Below are 17,511 nucleotides of genomic sequence, written 5' to 3'. Positions count from 1 at the left end.
TCCACACAGACGGTGCTCTCCAGGGCCGAGTGGTGCTCACCGCGGTCGAAAACGGCCTTTTCGATGAGACATTGCAACACGCCATGCGATGCGCATCCGAGAGCGCCTCGTCACCCATATCTGGTCGAGGAGGCAAGTGATGACTTTGTCGTTGAACTCCATTTGTGGGATCACTTTGGGCGGCATTGTCAGACAAGCGCCTCTTCGGCGGCGCGCACGTTGAGAAGTGCCGCCTCCCATCGGCGCTCTCCAAGGCAACCAACGGAATATCTGGATCACCGCGGTTGAACTGCCGTTCGGCGAGGGCCGCCGTGTATCGCTTCCGCTCGATCCCTCGTTCTGCGCGTGAGCGTGACGCATCGTTCATGTGCTGCTGCATCCCGCCCGATCGCGACAAGGCATCCAGTTCGGCTAGCGCTAGCATTACAGTTGCATTTTGCTCTTGAGATGGGCTTTGCGCGCGTTGGCCTGATGAGCCCTGCGCCAGGATGACCATGCGAGGATATGGGCGTGCGGGATGCGCCGCTGGGCTAGCTTCATGGCGATGCGGCGGATTTCCTGGATCGACCAGCGGATCAAGACGGCTGCTTCGGTCGAGGCCGCGGTCGCGTTTTTTTGAGCAATGGCCCGGTGTTGGCCCGATGACGGATGACGGCCATCATGGCGAAGGCAAGCATGACGAGTGAGACATGGCGATGCCAGCCATGCCAGGAGCGGGTTTCGTTGTGATCCAGGCCGAGCTCGTTCTTGGCAGTTTCGAAGCTGTCCTCGATGGCCCGGCGATGGCCCTCCACCGCCACCAGCTTCTGCATGGACGTGCCCTTGGGGCACCATGTGGAGAAAAATGCCAAGCTGCCGTCGGCGATGTTGCGGCGGATCAGAAGACCCCGCGTCCATTCCCCGGCAAGGTCGTCGTTGTTGGCTTCGAGATCGGCCAACTCGAGATCGGCCAACTCGAGATAGGCCCAGTCGTGCCAGCGCGGGCCTTTGGTGCCTCCGCCGGACGACAGGCGGCGCCAGGCCTTCTTGGGAAGGCTCTGCGCGATCGCGGAGGCGGTGCCGGCAATAGGCTGCGGCTTGCCCCAGGAACGGAACACATGATTGGACGCAACACCCAGAACATAGCCTTTGCCTGCCTTGCGCAGCTGGGTTTCGATCTCTCCGGTGCCATAGACGCTGTCCGCCGCCACGAACGAGAACGGCATCTTGGCGACGATCGCGCGAGCGATCATTTGACGCGCGATCTTGGGCTTCGTCGCAAAGCCCTCATCGCTCGGTACATGCGCTGCCTTCAGGCGAGCGGGGTCGTCCGTCCATTCCTTTGGCAAATAGAGCGCCCGGTCGATGAAGGCGTGACCATGCCGCGACACATAGGAGGCGAACACTCCGATCTGGCAATTGGTGATCTTGCCCGCCGAGCCAGTGTACTGGCGTGCGACCCCGCACGAGGTCTTGCCCTGTTTCAAAAAGCCGGTCTCATCGATGACTAGGACCGCGTCCTCATCGCCAAGTGTTTCCAGTGCGTACTCACGCACAATGTCGCGCAGCGCATCGGCATCCCACTGTCCTCGGCCCAGGATCGCCTGCTGGCGCCATGGGCCTGGATCGCCGGCCGCTTCCGCCCGCATCCAACCCGTCTTGCGCGGCTCGTTGCCCAACAGTCCGTCGAGAAACTGCCCCGCCGAGGCCGCGACCCGCTCCTGCGTAAACAGCGGACGGATGCGTTGCTTGGCATCTCGCAACGACGAAGCCCACAGCGTCAGCGTATCTTCAACCGACGCGCCACCAATCATCATATCCCGAATCATGGTCGCCCATGGATTCAGAACCTTCAATAAAATGCAACTGTAATGCTAGGGTCTGTACCTAATTAGCGGGTTCTGATTCCCTCGCACCGAGTTGATTCGGCACGGGGGACTTCGATGCGCAAAGGACTGTTCTGGCTGAACGACAAGCAGTGGGCTCAGATACAGCCGCATCTGCCGACGAACCAGACCGGCCCGGCGCGCGATGACGATCGGCGCATCATCAGCGGTATCATTCACATGCTTCAGTGCGGCGCCCGCTGGCGCGACTGCCCGCCCGACTATGGTCCTTACACGACGATCTATAATCGCTTTAATCGCTGGGCCAAGCGCGGCCATTGGAGGGCGATGTTTGAAGCGCTCGCTCGCTGCGGCAAGGACAAAGTGACTTTGTCCATCGACTCCACCTCGATCAAAACGCATCGCTCGGCGAGCGGCGGAAAAGGGGGGAGCATGAACAGGCGATTGGCCGCTCGCGTGGTGGGCGGACCACGAAAATCCACGCGCTGAGCGACGCTGATTGCAAACCTTGCGCATTTCATCTCACTCCGGGCCAGATATTGCCGCAGGGCCGGCCCTTTTTGAAACTCGCGCCACCCATGTCTACCCTCATTGGGGACAAAGGCTACGATGGCGACGGCTTTCGCGCCGAAATCGTCAATCGGGGCGCGAAGCCTGTCATTCCAAACAAATCCAACAGGGTAACCCTCCACAGCTTCAGCAAACGCATCTACAAGGGGCGCAACGTTATCGAGCGCTGTTTCTGTCGGCTCAAGGATTTCAGGCGTGTCGCAACTCGCTACGACAAACTTGCCAGAAATTTCTTGGCTGCCGTCCACCTCGCCGCCATCGTCGCATATTGGATCAATTGAGTCTGAACCCTAGCACTACTTTGGCAGATTGTGCTTTCGCCGCTGTTTGTCAAGGATTTGCTTTCGGCAATATGGGCAGTGCCGAGCCGGCGGTCGAAGGATGAGATCGACGATGGCGTGGCGTACCGCTGGCATGGTTGGCTGAGGCGGGGGCCCATTGATTCTTTTTTTTCCGCCCCGCGTATGCGAGGCGACGATGTTGCAGGAAGGCGTAGGCAATCATTGTCATGAGGGCGTGGCGATGAAGTCCTTGCCATGATCGCCCTTCGAAGTGATCAAGTCCAAGCTCCTCCTTCAACTGTTGATGCGCTTGCTCACAGATCCACCGTGCCTTGATGGTGGCGGCCAGCGTGCGCAGATCCGTCGTCGCCGGAAGATTGGCGAGATAGTATTTCTTCTCCCCGGAGGCACGTTGCTCGCCAATGAGCCAGGCTTCGTCGCCCGGGAGATGCTGCTGACCTTTATCCCATATCCGCTGCGGTGGGCCGTCGGCGGTGCGGACACGGAGAGCAGCAAATCGGGCTTTGAGCCGACCTTTCGTCCCGCTACGCCAACTCACGGTTTTCCATTTGGCGCTGGCCAGCATTTGTTCTGCCGCAATCGATAAGACATCGGGCACGTGGTGCTTTCGTGGTTTGCCACGGACTTTGGTGATCGGCCAAATGAGCTTCACATCGACCGGATACACTTTCTGGTGCCGAGGGATACCGACAGCCCAGGCCAGCCCGCGCTCTGTTAGCCCTTGTCGAAACGGTGCGCTGAGGCCGTATCCTGCATCCGCCAGCACACATCCAAAGCGCATGTTGGCTGCCATCGCGCGGTCAATCTCGGCCAAAGCGATCTCCGGTTTGGACCGTGGCGTTCGGTGTTCGATTGGCACGCGCGCGCGCTTCAAACGAGGCATGTCGCTTGTCCAGCTATCAGGCAGAAAGAGACGTAACGCGACCATCACGGGCACTTCGCCGCGCGCAAGCGTCAAAGACACCAGAGTTTGTGCCGCGCGGCATGTATGGAACGGCCCGCGGGCGCAAGAACTTTCTCAGTCGACTTCACACATGGGAGCGGTGCGGTCATGTATACGGCCTGTAAAGCGCGGCGCATGACCGCTGGCCTCGATGAAGTCCGCGACACAAGGGGCTAAATCAATCAGACGCGCTTGAAGCGCATTGTCGCGCCAGCCTCACTCATGCCGGGATTTCGTCCCGTGGGTTCATCGCCTGTTATTGCTCCTTGCCCTCTGCCGGCCCGCGCCGGTCAGATCTCTTTGACAGCCGCTGTATTCATCAAGCGGCAGCCGTAGTCGTCGCCAGCGTCTCCGGACACCGGTAAATCCGCCCTTGTTCAAGAGCGCCCAAGCAATTCGCGCTGTCTTGTTGGCCAGCGCGACCGCTGCCACCCTGTACGGACGTCTGGCGAGCAGCGCCTTCAACCATGGCCGCGTCCGATCGACCTTCCGGGCAATTCGCAGGACGGATGTCGCCCCTAGAACGAGGAGGCTCCGAAGTTCGGGGTTTCCCATCTTCGAGATACGTCCCATCCGCTCCTTGCCCCCACTCGAATGCTGTCGCGGCGTCAGTCCCAGCCAGGCAGCAAAGTGACGAGCGGATTTGAAGCCGCCGGGATCCGGCACCAGCGCCTTGATGGTCGCGGCTGTAATGGCTCCAATGCCGGGGATCGTAGTCAGTCGGCGCATGTCCTTGTCGGTCTTTGCCGCAGCAACAATGGCTCTTTCGAGCTTGTCAATCTGGTCCGCCTGAGCCTCGATTTGATCGGCAATTGCCGTCAGGGCGAGGCGCGCTGCCGCAGGCAAGCGGATATCTGCTACATCCCGTACGATTGCAACCAACGCCTCGACCTTTGTTCGGCCAGCGGCGGCAATGATGCCCAACTCGGCCAGATGCGAGCGCAGGGCGTTGATCGTCTGCGTTTGCTGTTTCACCAGAAGTGCGCGACTCTTCAGGACCATCATTGCGGCTCGTTGCTCAGCCGTTTTGATCGGAACGAAGCGCATGGTCTTGCGAGTCACAGCCTCGCTGATGGCCTCGGCATCCGCCGCATCCGTTTTTCCACGCTTCACAAACGGTTTAACGTAAGCTGGTGGGATGAGCCGCACTTCATGGCCGAGAGCTGCAATCTCTCGTGCCCAATAATGAGCGCTGCCACAGGCTTCTATTCCCACAAGGCAGGCCGGCTGCTTCGAGAAGAAATGCAGCACCTCGCTGCGCCGTAGTCTCCGGTTGAACACCGGTGAGCCATCGCCACCCGCGCCGTGAACTTAAAAAATGTGCTTCGCCAAATCCAATCCGATGGTGCTAACCTGTTTCATGGAACGGTCCCTCCTTGTGGCGTTCAAACAACGACCACGTCTTAGCACGATGATGCTGTCGGAGCGGGCCGTTCCACCGCATCAATCAGGGTGACAGTGGAGCGTCAATCAGGGTGAGAGAGCTTCGCCGGGCTCGTGACGCAGGGAGGGCGTAGCCCGACCGGAGTTACGAGCCCGGCGTCGGCGCGATCCACAGGGGACCGCGCCGACTGGTGATCGCGGCCGGCTGGTTGTGCAAGTGGTTCTTCCGCCAAGAGGAATCACTCGCTTGCCAGGCCGACACATTACCGATCACCAGATGAGGCTCTACATGAAGTACCGTCAAACCGATACCCCGCCAGTGGCCGCCGCCAAGGCGTCGTTCAGTACCTCGACCGCGTATCACTTCGAGAAGGATCGAAGGCTCCCATCGCAGAAGAAGGGAGCCCGCGGCCGGCGCCGACCGGACCCGTTGGCCAGTGTTTTTGAGACCGAGGTCGTGCCGATGTTGAAGGCGGCCCCCGGCGTGCGGGCTGTCGCGATCTTCGAGGAGATGTTGCGTCGCCACCCTGAGCTCGGGGCTGGAATCCGCCGCACGCTCGAGCGCCGGATCCGCGCCTGGCGGGCAATCCACGGCGAGGAGCAGGAAGTCATCTTCCGTCAGACCCACGAAGTGGGTCAGGTCGGCCTGTCCGACTTCACCGACATGGGCGAGCTCGGGGTCACTATTGCGGACGTGCCGCTCGATCATCGCCTCTATCACTTCCGGCTGGCCTATTCCGGCTTTGAGCACGCCCATGTCGTGCTCGGTGGCGAGAGCTTCGTCGCCTTGGCCGAAGGGCTGCAGAATGCTCTGTGGTCGCTCGGTGGCGCGCCGCGGGAGCATAGGACCGACAGTCTGTCGGCCGCCTTCTGCAATCTGGACCGGAATGCTCATGACGATCTGACCCGGCGGTACGAGGACCTCTGCGCCCATTACGGCATGCGGCCTTCCCGCAACAATCGCGGCATCGCCCATGAGAACGGGGCGATCGAGAGCTCGCATGGCCATCTCAAGCGGACGATCGCCGATGCGCTGCTGTTGCGCGGCACTGCCGACTTCGATGATCTCGCCGCCTACCGCGGCTTCATCGACGAGATCGTCAGCCGCCGCAATGCCCGCAACGCCAAGCGCATCGACCACGAGCGCGCTACCCTGCAGGCATTGCCAGATCGCCGCACCTCGGACTACGAGGAGGTGATTGTCCGCGTGACATCAAGCGGCGGCTTCACCTTGCGCAAGGTGTTCTACACCGTGCCGTCACGCCTGATCGGCCACCAGCTGCGGGTGCGCCTTTACGATGATCGTCTCGACGTGTTCGTCGGCGGCACCCATCTCGTCACCCTGCAGCGTGGGCGGCCGCAACCCAACGGCAAGCACGATCAGGTCGTCGATTATCGGCACGTGATCCATTCCTTGCGGCGCAAGCCAATGGCGCTGCTCAATCTCGTCTACCGTGATCGGCTGTTCCCGCGCGATGCCTATCGGAAGACCTTTGATCGTTTGCGCGAGCGGCTGCCGGACAAGAAAGCCTGCCGGCTCATGGTCGATCTGCTTGCGCTGGCGCACGAGCGCGGCTGCGAGGCCGAACTCGCCGGTCAGCTCGCCGCTGACCTGGACGCCGGCCAACTGCCCGATCTCGGACAGCTGCGCACGCACTTCGCGCCCGATCCTGCCCGTGTGCCGCAGGTCGTGGTGCGTCTCGCGCCACTGGCCGCCTATGAGTGCCTTATCGGCACCGCCGAGATCGGAGACGCCGCATGAACACGGCCAGCATCGTCGACACCGCGCGCCTCAATCTGTTGCTCAACGAGCTGCGGCTGCCCGCCATCAAGGTGCTGTGGCCGCAATTTGCTGAGCAGTCCGACAAGGAAGGCTGGCCGGCGGCCCGCTTCCTCGCCACCATTGCCGAGCACGAGATCGCTGAACGCGGCCGCCGTCGCATCGAGCGCCACCTCGTTGACGCACGGCTGCCAGCCGGGAAGACCTTCGACAACTTCGACTTCGAGGCCGTGCCGATGGTCTCCAAGGCGCAGGTCACCGCGCTCGCCGCCGGCGACGGCTGGCTGGGCAAGGGCGCCAATTTGCTGCTGTTTGGCCCGCCCGGTGGCGGAAAGAGCCATCTCGCAAGTGCTCTCGGCCTCGCTCTGATCGAGAACGGATGGCGCGTTCTCTTCACCAGAACTACCGATCTCGTGCAAAAGCTCCAGGTGGCGCGGCGCGAGCTCAACCTCGAGGCCGCCATCAACCGCCTTGATCGCTTCGATCTCCTGATCCTCGATGACCTGGCCTACGTCACCAAGGACCAGGCCGAGACCAGCGTGCTGTTCGAACTCATCAGCGCACGCTACGAGCGACGCTCGATGCTGATCACAGCCAATCAGCCATTCGGCGAATGGAACAGGGTCTTCCCGGACCCCGCTATGACCCTCGCCGCCATCGATCGGCTTGTCCACCACGCTACCATCGTCGAGATGAACGTCGAAAGCTATCGCAGGCGGACCGCGCTCGAACGAAAACGCGGACCTGGACGCCCGCCGTCACACGCGACACCCAAAACCATCTCTGATTGACGCTCCGCGACAATCAGTGTTCAAAAAACTCTTGCGCGCGACAATCAACGCGGCAATCATCACCTCGCCGCGACACCGACTCGCCATCCTGATTGATGCGGTGGAACGGCCCGCTCCGACAGCATCATCGTGCTAAGACGTGGTCGTTGTTTGAACGCCACAAGGAGGGACCGTTCCATGAAACAGGTTAGCACCATCGGATTGGATTTGGCGAAGCACATTTTTTAAGTTCACGGCGCGGGTGGCGATGGCTCACCGGTGTTCAACCGGAGACTACGGCGCAGCGAGGTGCTGCATTTCTTCTCGAAGCAGCCGGCCTGCCTTGTGGGAATAGAAGCCTGTGGCAGCGCTCATTATTGGGCACGAGAGATTGCAGCTCTCGGCCATGAAGTGCGGCTCATCCCACCAGCTTACGTTAAACCGTTTGTGAAGCGTGGAAAAACGGATGCGGCGGATGCCGAGGCCATCAGCGAGGCTGTGACTCGCAAGACCATGCGCTTCGTTCCGATCAAAACGGCTGAGCAACGAGCCGCAATGATGGTCCTGAAGAGTCGCGCACTTCTGGTGAAACAGCAAACGCAGACGATCAACGCCCTGCGCTCGCATCTGGCCGAGTTGGGCATCATTGCCGCCGCTGGCCGAACAAAGGTCGAGGCGTTGGTTGCAATCGTACGGGATGTAGCAGATATCCGCTTGCCTGCGGCAGCGCGCCTCGCCCTGACGGCAATTGCCGATCAAATCGAGGCTCAGGCGGACCAGATTGACAAGCTCGAAAGAGCCATTGTTGCTGCGGCAAAGACCGACAAGGACATGCGCCGACTGACTACGATCCCCGGCATTGGAGCCATTACAGCCGCGACCATCAAGGCGCTGGTGCCGGATCCCGGCGGCTTCAAATCCGCTCGTCACTTTGCTGCCTGGCTGGGACTGACGCCGCGACAGCATTCGAGTGGGGGCAAGGAGCGGATGGGACGTATCTCGAAGATGGGAAACCCCGAACTTCGGAGCCTCCTCGTTCTAGGGGCGACATCCGTCCTGCGAATTGCCCGGAAGGTCGATCGGACGCGGCCATGGTTGAAGGCGCTGCTCGCCAGACGTCCGTACAGGGTGGCAGCGGTCGCGCTGGCCAACAAGACAGCGCGAATTGCTTGGGCGCTCTTGAACAAGGGCGGGATTTACCGGTGTCCGGAGACGCTGGCGACGACTACGGCTGCCGCTTGATGAATACAGCGGCTGTCAAAGAGATCTGACCGGCGCGGGCCGGCAGAGGGCAAGGAGCAATAACAGGCGATGAACCCACGGGACGAAATCCCGGCATGAGTGAGGCTGGCGCGACAATGCGCTTCAAGCGCGTCTGATTGATTTAGCCCCTTGTGTCGCGGACTTCATCGAGGCCAGCGGTCATGCGCCGCGCTTTACAGGCCGTATACATGACCGCACCGCTCCCATGTGTGAAGTCGACTGAGAAAGTTCTTGCGCCCGCGGGCCGTTCCATACATGTCGTGCGCTTCCCACCCAGATTGTCGCGCTATAAGTTTGGCAATTTGCGGTTTTACCGAGAGCCGACGCGTATTGAGCCGCAACGCCGACCGAGCGCTCACCTTTCTTGGGCAGTGAAGTGTCATCAATAACGAGCACCGCGTCCCTGCCGCCGACAAGTCGGTCCGCCTGGTTGAGCAGCTCTGTCTCCAGGGGCCTTGCGTCCCAGACGCCGTCCGCAATGAAATGGTGCAACTGGTCGTAGTTGCTCATGGCAAGGCGTTCCGCCATCGGCTGAACGCTCTTGCGATCGCCAGGACCGATCAAACCCGCAACATACAGAGGACACATCCGCTGCCGGGTCTTATGACCCAGCCGGTCCAAGAACGGCATCAGCCAGCGTTCGAGTTCGTCTTCCCATCCCGGCATGGTCAGCCCTCCAAGAGCCGACCACCCATGAATCATTGAAAAATTGATTCGGGAATCTTGAGGGTTCTATGAGGTCGCTGGGCAAAGGCCAACCGCGCGCGCGATGGCGCGTGCGACCTCATAGAAGCCGGATTGAACGAAGCCGCGGAGTTGTGGGCCCTATGGGGATAGTGCGGCGGGTTCGCCTGCGGCGAAGGCGCGCCTGTGATCACCGCGCGTCGGCGCGACCTTCAGCTGATGTGAGGGGTTGCATTGATCGGGCCAAAGGCGCGACCCAGTGAGAGATTTGCGGCGCTGGGATGCGTGGTCGAACGATCGGCCGGGTATTCGGTGACGAGTGCACCTACGGCGGCTTCGGACGTTGCCACCGCGAAGGTGATCATGGACGGAGTGGATGGTGCAGGCGTGGCTCATGACGTGTCACAACGAAATGGATGGTCGCGGGCGCAGGCTCGCGGGACGACGTCGACGCGCCGCATGGTGCCGCCGCAATGTGGGCAGGCGGGTATCTCGCATTTGGTGAGGGGATCGTCGCCGGCTTCTTGATCAGTCGGAGCGTTGCGGACGGCAAGGAGTTGACGGCAGAGGACGATTTTATCGTTGCGCCCGCCATTGGCGAGGAAGCCATAGTGGCGGATGCGATGGAAGCCGTCCGGCAGGGTGTGCAGGAGAAAGCGACGAATGAACTCACCGGTATCGAGCGTCATCACTTTGGCTCTACGATTCTGCCGATAGTCCTTCCAGGCAAAGCTCACCTTGTCGTCGGCAAGCGAGATCAGCCGACTGTTGGCGATGGCGACGCGATGCGTATAGCGGCCGAGATAAGCCAGCACCTGTTCAGGCCCGCCGAATGGCGGCTTGGCGTAGACGACCCAGTCGGTCCGTCGGAGCTGAGCGAGGCGCTCGGCGAATGCGGCGGGATCGGCGAGATGGACGAGATCGCCAAAGAAGCCCAACTGGCCAGCCGCGAAGGCAGCTTGCAGCTCTTGCAGAAACAGGCGGCGGAACAGCCTGGAGAGGACGCGCACCGGCAGGAAGAAGCCGGGCCGGCAAGCGAGCCAGTGTGTGCCGTCGAGTGAAGGTCCACCACCAGGCACGACGCAGTGGATATGCGGATGGTGTTGCAGGGTTTGACCCCAAATATGGAGGACGGCGGTCAGACCGAGCTGAGCGCCGAGATGCTTGGGGTCGGCCGCTATGGTGGTGAGCGTCTCGGCCGCGCAGCGGAACAGAATGGCATAGACCACCGCCTTGTTCTGGAAAGCAATCTCTCTGGCCGGCGCCGGCAAGGTGAAGACGACGTGGAAGTATGGCACGGGAAGGAGTTCGGCTTGTCGCTCGGCAAGCCATTGCGCGCGCGCCGAGCCCTGGCACTTCGGGCAATGCCGATTGCGACAGGAGTTGTAGGCGATCCGGGTGGCACCGCAGTCGTCGCATTGCTCGATGTGGCCGCCAATCACAGCCGTCCGGCATGCCGTGATCGCGCCCATGACGCGCCGCTCGACGCGGCCCAGATGTCCGGCACGAGCTTGCCGAAACGCTTCGCCGTAGCGGCGGAAGATATCCGCCACTTCCAGAACCGGAGCCATCAGGTTCGCTCAGCCGGGCGGCACGACCTCCAGGCGGAGCCGGTCAAGTGGACTTGGCGTATTGCTGATGGTCTTTGTGGCGACTTGGGTATAGCGCGCCGTGCTGGCCAGGCTGGCATGGCCGAGCAGCACCTGGATGATGCGTACGTCGGCCCCGTTCTCCAGCAGATGGGTCGCGAACGTGTGCCGAAGCGTATGCACTGTCACCGACTTGCTCAAGCCAGCCGCAGCACAGGCTGAGCGACAGGCGGCGTGCAGCACATTTGGGACGAGCGGACGCTCGTCGTCGCGGCCGGGAAATAGCCATCGTTTGGGCCGAGTGAGCCGCCAATATGTCCGCAGAATCCTCAAAGCTGCGGCGAGAGCATTACGTAACGGTCCTTGCCGCCCTTGCCGTGCTCGACCCGGATCAACATCCGTTGGCTGTCGATGTCGACAACCTTCAAGAGGACCACTTCCGATACGCGCAAGCCTGCGGCATAGACAGTGGTCAACGCGGTACGGCTCTTGAGGCTCGGGATTGCTTCCAGGAAGCGGACGACCTCGTCGGCGCTCAGCACCACCGGCAGTTTGCGCGGTTTACGCGCATAGGCGATGCGCTCAGGAACGGTGTCATGACCAAGCGTCACACCGTAGAAGGACCGCAGTGCGCAGACTATCTGGTTCAGCGCCGGCCAAGACATCCCCGTCGCAACCAGATGAACCTGGAAGGCGCGGATATCCTCCAGGTCGAGGCGGTCGGGAGAACGACCGAAATATCGGCTCAACTTCGCTACGGCGTTGAGGTAGGATTGCTGCGTCGCCGGTGACAGATTGCGGACCGTCATGTCCTCGATCATGCGGCGGCGAAGCGGACTGATCTCAGCCATCGGAAAACCTCCTGTCTAAAGGGTTGGGCTTCGAAAACCCGCAATCCTCTCAGACAGGAGGCAATCCTTGCTATGCCTCCCTACATGCCGCGCCAGCGGCTTCGTTCAATCAACAATCTGCCAAAGTAGTGCTAGCATTACAGTTGCATTTTGCTCTTGAGATGGGCTTTGCGCGCGTTGGCCTGATGAGCCCTGCGCCAGGATGACCATGCGAGGATATGGGCGTGCGGGATGCGCCGCTGGGCTAGCTTCATGGCGATGCGGCGGATTTCCTGGATCGACCAGCGGATCAAGAACGCTGCTTCGGTCGAGTTTTTTTGGGCAATGGCGCAGTGTTGGCCCGATGACGGATGACGGCCATCATGGCGAAGGCAAGCATGACGAGCGAGACATGGCGATGCCAGCCATGCCAGGAGCGGGTTTCGTTGTGATCAAGGCCGAGCTCGTTCTTGGCGGTTTCGAAGCTGTCCTCGATGGCCCAGCGATGGCCTTCCACCGACACCAGCTTCTGCATGGACGTGCCCTTGGGGCACCATGTGGAGAAGAAGGCCAAGCTGCCGTCGGCAATGTTGCGGCGGATCAGAAGACCCCGCGTCCATTCCCCGGCAAGGGCGTCGTTGTATTCGCTGGCGTCGAGATCGGCCAGCTCGAGATAGGCCCAGTCGTGCCAGCGCGGCCCTTTGGTCCCTTCGCCGGACGGCAGGCGGCGCCAGGCCTTCTTGGGAAGGCTCTGCGCGATCGCGGAGGCGGTGCCGGCGACCGGCTGCTGCTTGTCCCAGGAACGGAACACGTGATTGGACGCAACACCCAGAACGTAGCCTTTGCCCGCCTCGCGCAGCAGGGTTTCAATCTCTCCCGTGCCATACACGGTGTCCGTCGCCACGAACGAGAACGGCACCTTTGCGGCGATCGCACGAGCGATCATGCGACGCGCGATCTTGGGCTTCGTCGCAAAGCCCACATCGCTCGGGACATGCGCTGCCTTCAGGCGAGCCGCTGCGTCCGTCCATTCCTTTGGCAGGTAGAGCGCTCGATCGATGAGGGCATGGCCATGCCGCGAGACGTAGGCGGCGAACACTCCGATCTGGCAATTGGTGATCTTGCCGGCCGAGCCAGTGTACTGGCGCGCGACGCCGCATGAGGCCTTGCCCTGTTTCAAAAAGCCGGTCTCATCGATGACCAGAACCGCGTCCTCATCGCCCAGCGTTTCCAGCGCGTACTCACGGACAATGTCGCGCAACGCGTCGGCATCCCAGTGCCCGCGGCCCAGGATCGCCTGCTGGCGCCACGGGCCTGGATCGCCGGCCGCTTCCGCCCGCATCCATCTCGTCTTGCGCGGCTCGTTGCCCAATAGTCCGTCGAGAAACTGCCCCGCCGCGGCCGCGACCCGCTCCTGCGTAAACAGCCGACGGATGCGTTGCTTGACATCTCGCAACGACGAAGCCCACAGCGTCAGCGTATCTTCAACCGACGCACCACCAATCATCAGATCCCGAATCATGGTCACCCATGGATTCAGAACCTTCAATCAATTGCAACTGTAATGCTAGTACGGCTAGGAATGCATTTCTTCGCTGCATCGATATGGTCGCCGCCAAATTGCTGGAAGGTTGGTTGACCTTCCTGTGTGCGCGGTGATCGCAGACATACTCGCCACCCTTGGGGCCACCTTCATGCGCGATGACGGTTGTTACCACCTTCCGCCCTCCGCAACGTCTGCAGGAGTTGGGCGTCACGCACTTCCGCACCAAATCCTATACGCCGAGAACAAACGGCAAGCCCGACCGCTTCATCCAAACCGCAGTTCGATCGCTTTTGTAGCAGGGCTGCCTTGACAAAAAAACGCGCTGTCCTCCGCCTCGTCTGGTTTGATCTCCGAGGAGGCGCAGCGAGAATGGTCGACAATGCATGCGTGGACGAAATCCAGCCAGCGCCAGGGCTTCTGCTCGCAACCGCTCGCATCGCCGGTGATGCGGTGGCCAACGCTCGAAACGCCGATTTTTTGATGTCCATATGAATAGTCTCGCCTGGCTCTCGCGCTCACAGCGGGATCCCGGGGGAGCCGGCTCCATTGCGCATCCGGTTCAATCCCAAACGAATAAGAATGCGGCTGACGGTGGCCGGGCGACACCTTGACGTCGGCCGCGATCTGCTTGCCGGTGTGGCGCTGCGGCGCACGGCCTCGACAGCTGTGCATGTGGTTGGAGAAGTTTGGCTTGGCGGTCAATGGGAGCTGGAGGAGCATCGTACACCCGTCGACAACTCCCGCGCGGACCGGCTTGACCCATTTGGCGATCGGTCTTAGGCGTTGTGTCGGACTGGTCAGCTGTCGGTTTGGCTGGGTCCACAGTACACTGCGCATCAACAGCTCTCGACCTTTGGGTGTCAAGCGCGCATTCTTGCGGACGTTCATCTGGTCTGTGCTTGGAAGACTGAAGCTTCGCAACGTCAGTTTCCTCGGTTCAGACCAGATGCACAACTCCTACCACAGCTAGTCCGCTCGGGCCTTGGTGTTTGGGAGAAGTCGCCTTTCAACAGGCAGCTAGGAGAAGCAGAATGACCGATTTTTTGAAAAACGCCCCACGGTACACAGTGGGATCGGGATGGAATGCGCTACTGCCGCGGCGAGCCCCGCACGAACAGCTCCCAAGAGAGAGGAGATATAAAGCCATCGTTGTCGGGGGCGGCTATACGGGGCTAGCGGCGGCTCGCCGTTTGGCGGAATTGATGCCCGAGAAGGATATTATTGTCATCGAGTTGTCGGAGATCGGGGAAGGCTCATCGGCGCGGAACTCGGGTTTCTTTTCGCCGTCAGCGATCGAGCCGCGTCCAAATGCGTACGGCTCAGCAGAGGATGATGCAAATCGAAAAACGCGCATCGTGCTCGCCGGGCTCGATTGGCTACGGGCTGTTGTTGAGGAGCATAGATTACTTGCGATTGGGATGAGACGGCCCCACGCATAGTTGCGGCTGCCACTCGCCAAGGAGAGCGCAGGCTCTTGAGCTCGCGACAAGCTCTGAAAGGGGGTATCTAAGCTACCTGGAGCATGATGCCCAGGGACTCCGGGACCGACTATTATCGATACGGCTACGAAGCGCTAACGCGCGCTTTTGTACAACCAGCGCCGCTTATCGGAGGTCTCGCTGACACGCTTCCTTCCGATGTCACTGTGCTTGAACATGCGGCGGTCGAGCTGTGGAGGGATCGGCCCCGTTCAAAGTGCGGACGCCTCGGGCAGAGTTTGTGGCCGACAAAGTATTCATCGCGAACAATGCGCATGCGAGGGCTCTGCGTTTCCTGGCTACCGAATGATCATCGTCTACACTTACGCGGGGCTAACCCCCGAGTTGGATGATGGAGCTTGGCCATTTAGGCCCCTCGCCGGCCTGGGGAGTGCTTCCGCCTACCCGAATGGGCACCACAATGAGGAAGGTCGGGCGGCGTTTTCGCTGGACGTCGTAGACGGGGAGTTTGACGCTCGTAGGCAGCGGTGCATCCTCATACGCAGCAGCTGGTCATACGAGAAGGAGGCAAACCCACAGAAGGTACACTCAATTCTGACTCGATTGTTGCGCAGGGTGCTCTACACAAGTCACTGGCACTCAGAGGCGCGCCCGCCCGCGTCGCGAGCGCCCGCGACTCGTCTGGAGGCTAAGCCCCAATGCCCGCTGCACGCTGGACTTCGTCCACGCCTTCTTCGCCAAGAGCCGCGCTTCCGGATACGCAACATCGTCGATGGCGGGATCAAGGAACCCGGGGGGATATTCTGCACAACTCGCGCTCGGGACGGGGTCAGCGGCAACTGAATCGCTCGTCGGATGCAACCCAGAATGGTCGCGTCCGACCAGGGCACCGAGTTCACCTGCCGCGTTATGCCGGCCTGAGCAAGGACGCGGCCATCGACGGCACTTCAGCACTTCATAGCGCCAGGAAAGGCGGATGCAGGACGGCTTCATCCTTCATCCAGAGCTTCAGTTCCAATGGAGCTGCCTCCGGAGACCTGTTGTTTGGCCTCGATGACCCACACCAAAATCGCTGGCTTGCTCGCCCATGGCAATATCCGCCCGCCTCACTCGTCCCTAAGACCAGTTCTGCGGCCAATGCCCTCACCTCACCGCAGCAGACGACCGGTTCAGCAGCCTCCGCCAGCTCCGTCGATGGCCCGATGCTCCATCACATCGCTTTGCGTACGAACCACCAGACTCTAATAACCGCTCGTTGAAGGTTCACTTGCAGGTACTACGACAGTTTCCGGCGTGCTCTGTTGAGAAATCCGACCGGAAATCAGAAGAAGAGCCGGCGCTCCATTTTAGTCAACCGCTTTCCTCCCTCGGGTGTGACGACGATGGTCTCGCTGAAGGCCATCCCGCGCGCTGAGGTGTACATATGAAAAACTTGGTTTTCCTCGAGCTGCCAGTCGCTGTCTGGAAGGAATACACGAGTGAAATCACTGGTACGAGGAGGGTACTTAAGGCCGAGAGTATAGCCCGTTATATTAGTGTAGCTGTCGCGCAACCCATCCTTCAAGATCGCCTCTCGCACGATGCGATCGACGTCCTTCGCGTTAGCGCCAGGCTTCATCGCGCGGAACTGATCCTCTTGAATTCGGATCATCATTTCAGCCGCCCGGATTTGTTGATCCGTCGGCTCTCCGATCGACTTTGGGCGCATCATACGGGAGGTGTAGCCACGAAAGTGAGGGACCGGCTCCACATGCAAGATGTCACCTTTGGTTAAAAAACGGTGGCCAAGGGATGCATGCAATATACCCGAGCGAGGGCCAGAAGCCACGACGGCGACTTGCGCGTTGTCGGCGCCGCTTCGCCAGGCTTCATCAGTCATAGCTAAGAAAATCTCCCGCTCATTAACGCCTTCCTGAGCTGCCTCGAAACCGGCGCGCGCTGCACGGTCGCAAATCTCCGCGGCTACCTCTAGACAAGCAAGTTCGAGCGGAGACTTAATCTGGCGCATCTCCCACATGACACCAGAAAAATCAACAATCCTCGAATTCGGCAAGAAAGCTTCAAGCTCCGACGCTCGCTTCACGGTAAGAAAATGACTGTCCTGCTCAATGCCGATGACTGAGTCTTCAAAACCCCTCGTTGTGATCGCGTCGGCAACGATCCTAATTGGATTCGCATCGTCGCCGAACGAAATGCAGTCACTAAGCCAACTCCGTTCGGCGAAAACCTCAGCATCAACCGCACGAACCACTGCAAAGGGCTCTCGATCGAGCGGAACGAGTAAGGCTTGGTACATGGCTGCTGTGGAACAGTATCCGCTGAAATAAACCATGTGTTCACGCTGGTCGACGATAAGCAGTTCAACATGCCGCTCGGCCATGATTCTGCGCAAGGCTGAAAGGCGGCTCCGGAATTCCACGAGGGGGAAAGCTGGAGGGAAAAGCAGAGGTGTTGTCATCAGAAAAACCCTTCTAGTTGATCACTAAGCGGCCGTGGTCGAGCCGATGAAGGCCCTTCGCGTGGTAGCGCCCCAACCTTCATCGTCAAACGCGAGGTACTAATTGTTAACAGTAACCGGCGCTGCTT

General features: G+C 60.7%; 11 protein-coding genes and 5 pseudogenes. 5 read left to right on the top strand and 11 right to left on the bottom strand.

The window, feature by feature from the left end; genetic code table 11:
- Positions 1-423 precede the first annotated feature (423 nt).
- Complete coding sequence (locus P6U31_RS30055; protein ID WP_407185304.1) at positions 424-579, bottom strand: hypothetical protein; 156 nt, start codon at positions 577-579, stop codon at positions 424-426.
- Entirely contained in the window at positions 576-1,808 is a 1,233-nt protein-coding gene (locus P6U31_RS30050) for an IS701 family transposase (RefSeq protein ID WP_407189986.1), read from the bottom strand. The genes P6U31_RS30055 and P6U31_RS30050 overlap by 4 nt, the downstream gene beginning before the upstream one ends.
- Positions 1,809-1,922: 114 nt before the next feature.
- On the opposite strand from P6U31_RS30050, the pseudogene P6U31_RS30045 reads away from it, so the two are divergent.
- Positions 1,923-2,677, top strand: a pseudogene (locus P6U31_RS30045) (IS5 family transposase).
- A gap of 49 nt (positions 2,678-2,726) precedes the next feature.
- Here the strand turns inward: P6U31_RS30045 and P6U31_RS30040 are convergent.
- Both P6U31_RS30040 and P6U31_RS30035 read right to left on the bottom strand, forming a co-directional pair.
- Positions 2,727-3,671: pseudogene (locus P6U31_RS30040) on the bottom strand (IS701 family transposase); the annotation flags it as partial.
- A gap of 289 nt (positions 3,672-3,960) precedes the next feature.
- Positions 3,961-4,922, bottom strand: a pseudogene (locus P6U31_RS30035) (IS110 family transposase).
- 313 nt (positions 4,923-5,235) lie between these two features.
- Here P6U31_RS30035 and istA point away from each other — a divergent pair.
- From istA to P6U31_RS30020, 3 genes are all read left to right on the top strand, one after another.
- Positions 5,236-6,786: an IS21 family transposase gene (gene istA, locus P6U31_RS30030; RefSeq protein ID WP_407185307.1), complete on the top strand. Its 1,551-nt coding sequence runs from the start codon at positions 5,236-5,238 to the stop codon at positions 6,784-6,786.
- Positions 6,783-7,595 (top strand): IS21-like element helper ATPase IstB, encoded by an 813-nt coding sequence (gene istB, locus P6U31_RS30025; RefSeq protein WP_407185306.1) that lies wholly within the window; start codon positions 6,783-6,785, stop codon positions 7,593-7,595. The genes istA and istB overlap by 4 nt, the downstream gene beginning before the upstream one ends.
- A gap of 258 nt (positions 7,596-7,853) precedes the next feature.
- Complete coding sequence (locus tag P6U31_RS30020; RefSeq protein ID WP_407185305.1) at positions 7,854-8,816, top strand: IS110 family transposase; 963 nt, start codon at positions 7,854-7,856, stop codon at positions 8,814-8,816.
- A gap of 312 nt (positions 8,817-9,128) precedes the next feature.
- On the opposite strand, the pseudogene P6U31_RS30015 reads toward P6U31_RS30020, so the two are convergent.
- From P6U31_RS30015 to P6U31_RS29990, 6 genes and pseudogenes are all read right to left on the bottom strand, one after another.
- A pseudogene (locus P6U31_RS30015) lies at positions 9,129-9,539 on the bottom strand (transposase); the annotation flags it as partial.
- 374 nt (positions 9,540-9,913) lie between these two features.
- On the bottom strand, positions 9,914-11,095 hold the full coding sequence (locus P6U31_RS30010; protein WP_407189985.1) for an IS91 family transposase: 1,182 nt from the start codon (positions 11,093-11,095) through the stop codon (positions 9,914-9,916).
- Between the two features lie 6 nt (positions 11,096-11,101).
- A pseudogene (locus P6U31_RS30005) lies at positions 11,102-11,919 on the bottom strand (tyrosine-type recombinase/integrase).
- Between the two features lie 179 nt (positions 11,920-12,098).
- Positions 12,099-12,254, bottom strand: a complete 156-nt coding sequence (locus tag P6U31_RS30000) for a hypothetical protein (RefSeq protein ID WP_407185304.1) — start codon at positions 12,252-12,254, stop codon at positions 12,099-12,101.
- Positions 12,251-13,462, bottom strand: coding sequence for an IS701 family transposase (locus P6U31_RS29995; RefSeq protein ID WP_407189984.1), 1,212 nt, complete (start codon positions 13,460-13,462; stop codon positions 12,251-12,253). Before P6U31_RS29995 ends, P6U31_RS30000 begins: the two co-directional genes overlap by 4 nt.
- A gap of 288 nt (positions 13,463-13,750) precedes the next feature.
- Positions 13,751-14,374 carry a hypothetical protein gene (locus P6U31_RS29990; RefSeq protein WP_407185303.1) on the bottom strand — a complete coding sequence of 208 codons (624 nt, stop codon included), beginning with the start codon at positions 14,372-14,374 and terminating at the stop codon, positions 13,751-13,753.
- A 143-nt stretch (positions 14,375-14,517) separates the two neighbouring features.
- On the opposite strand from P6U31_RS29990, the gene P6U31_RS29985 reads away from it, so the two are divergent.
- Positions 14,518-14,925: an FAD-dependent oxidoreductase gene (locus tag P6U31_RS29985; RefSeq protein WP_407185302.1), complete on the top strand. Its 408-nt coding sequence runs from the start codon at positions 14,518-14,520 to the stop codon at positions 14,923-14,925.
- 1,321 nt (positions 14,926-16,246) lie between these two features.
- On the opposite strand, the gene P6U31_RS29980 is transcribed toward P6U31_RS29985, so the two are convergent.
- Positions 16,247-17,383 (bottom strand): M24 family metallopeptidase, encoded by a 1,137-nt coding sequence (locus P6U31_RS29980; RefSeq protein WP_407185301.1) that lies wholly within the window; start codon positions 17,381-17,383, stop codon positions 16,247-16,249.
- Positions 17,384-17,511 lie beyond the last annotated feature (128 nt).

The sequence above is a fragment of the Bradyrhizobium centrosematis genome, assembly GCF_045571495.1.
Classification (GTDB): domain Bacteria; phylum Pseudomonadota; class Alphaproteobacteria; order Rhizobiales; family Xanthobacteraceae; genus Bradyrhizobium; species Bradyrhizobium centrosematis.
Note: the sequence above shows the minus strand (reverse complement) of the source record. Positions and strands in the feature narration are given on the sequence as shown.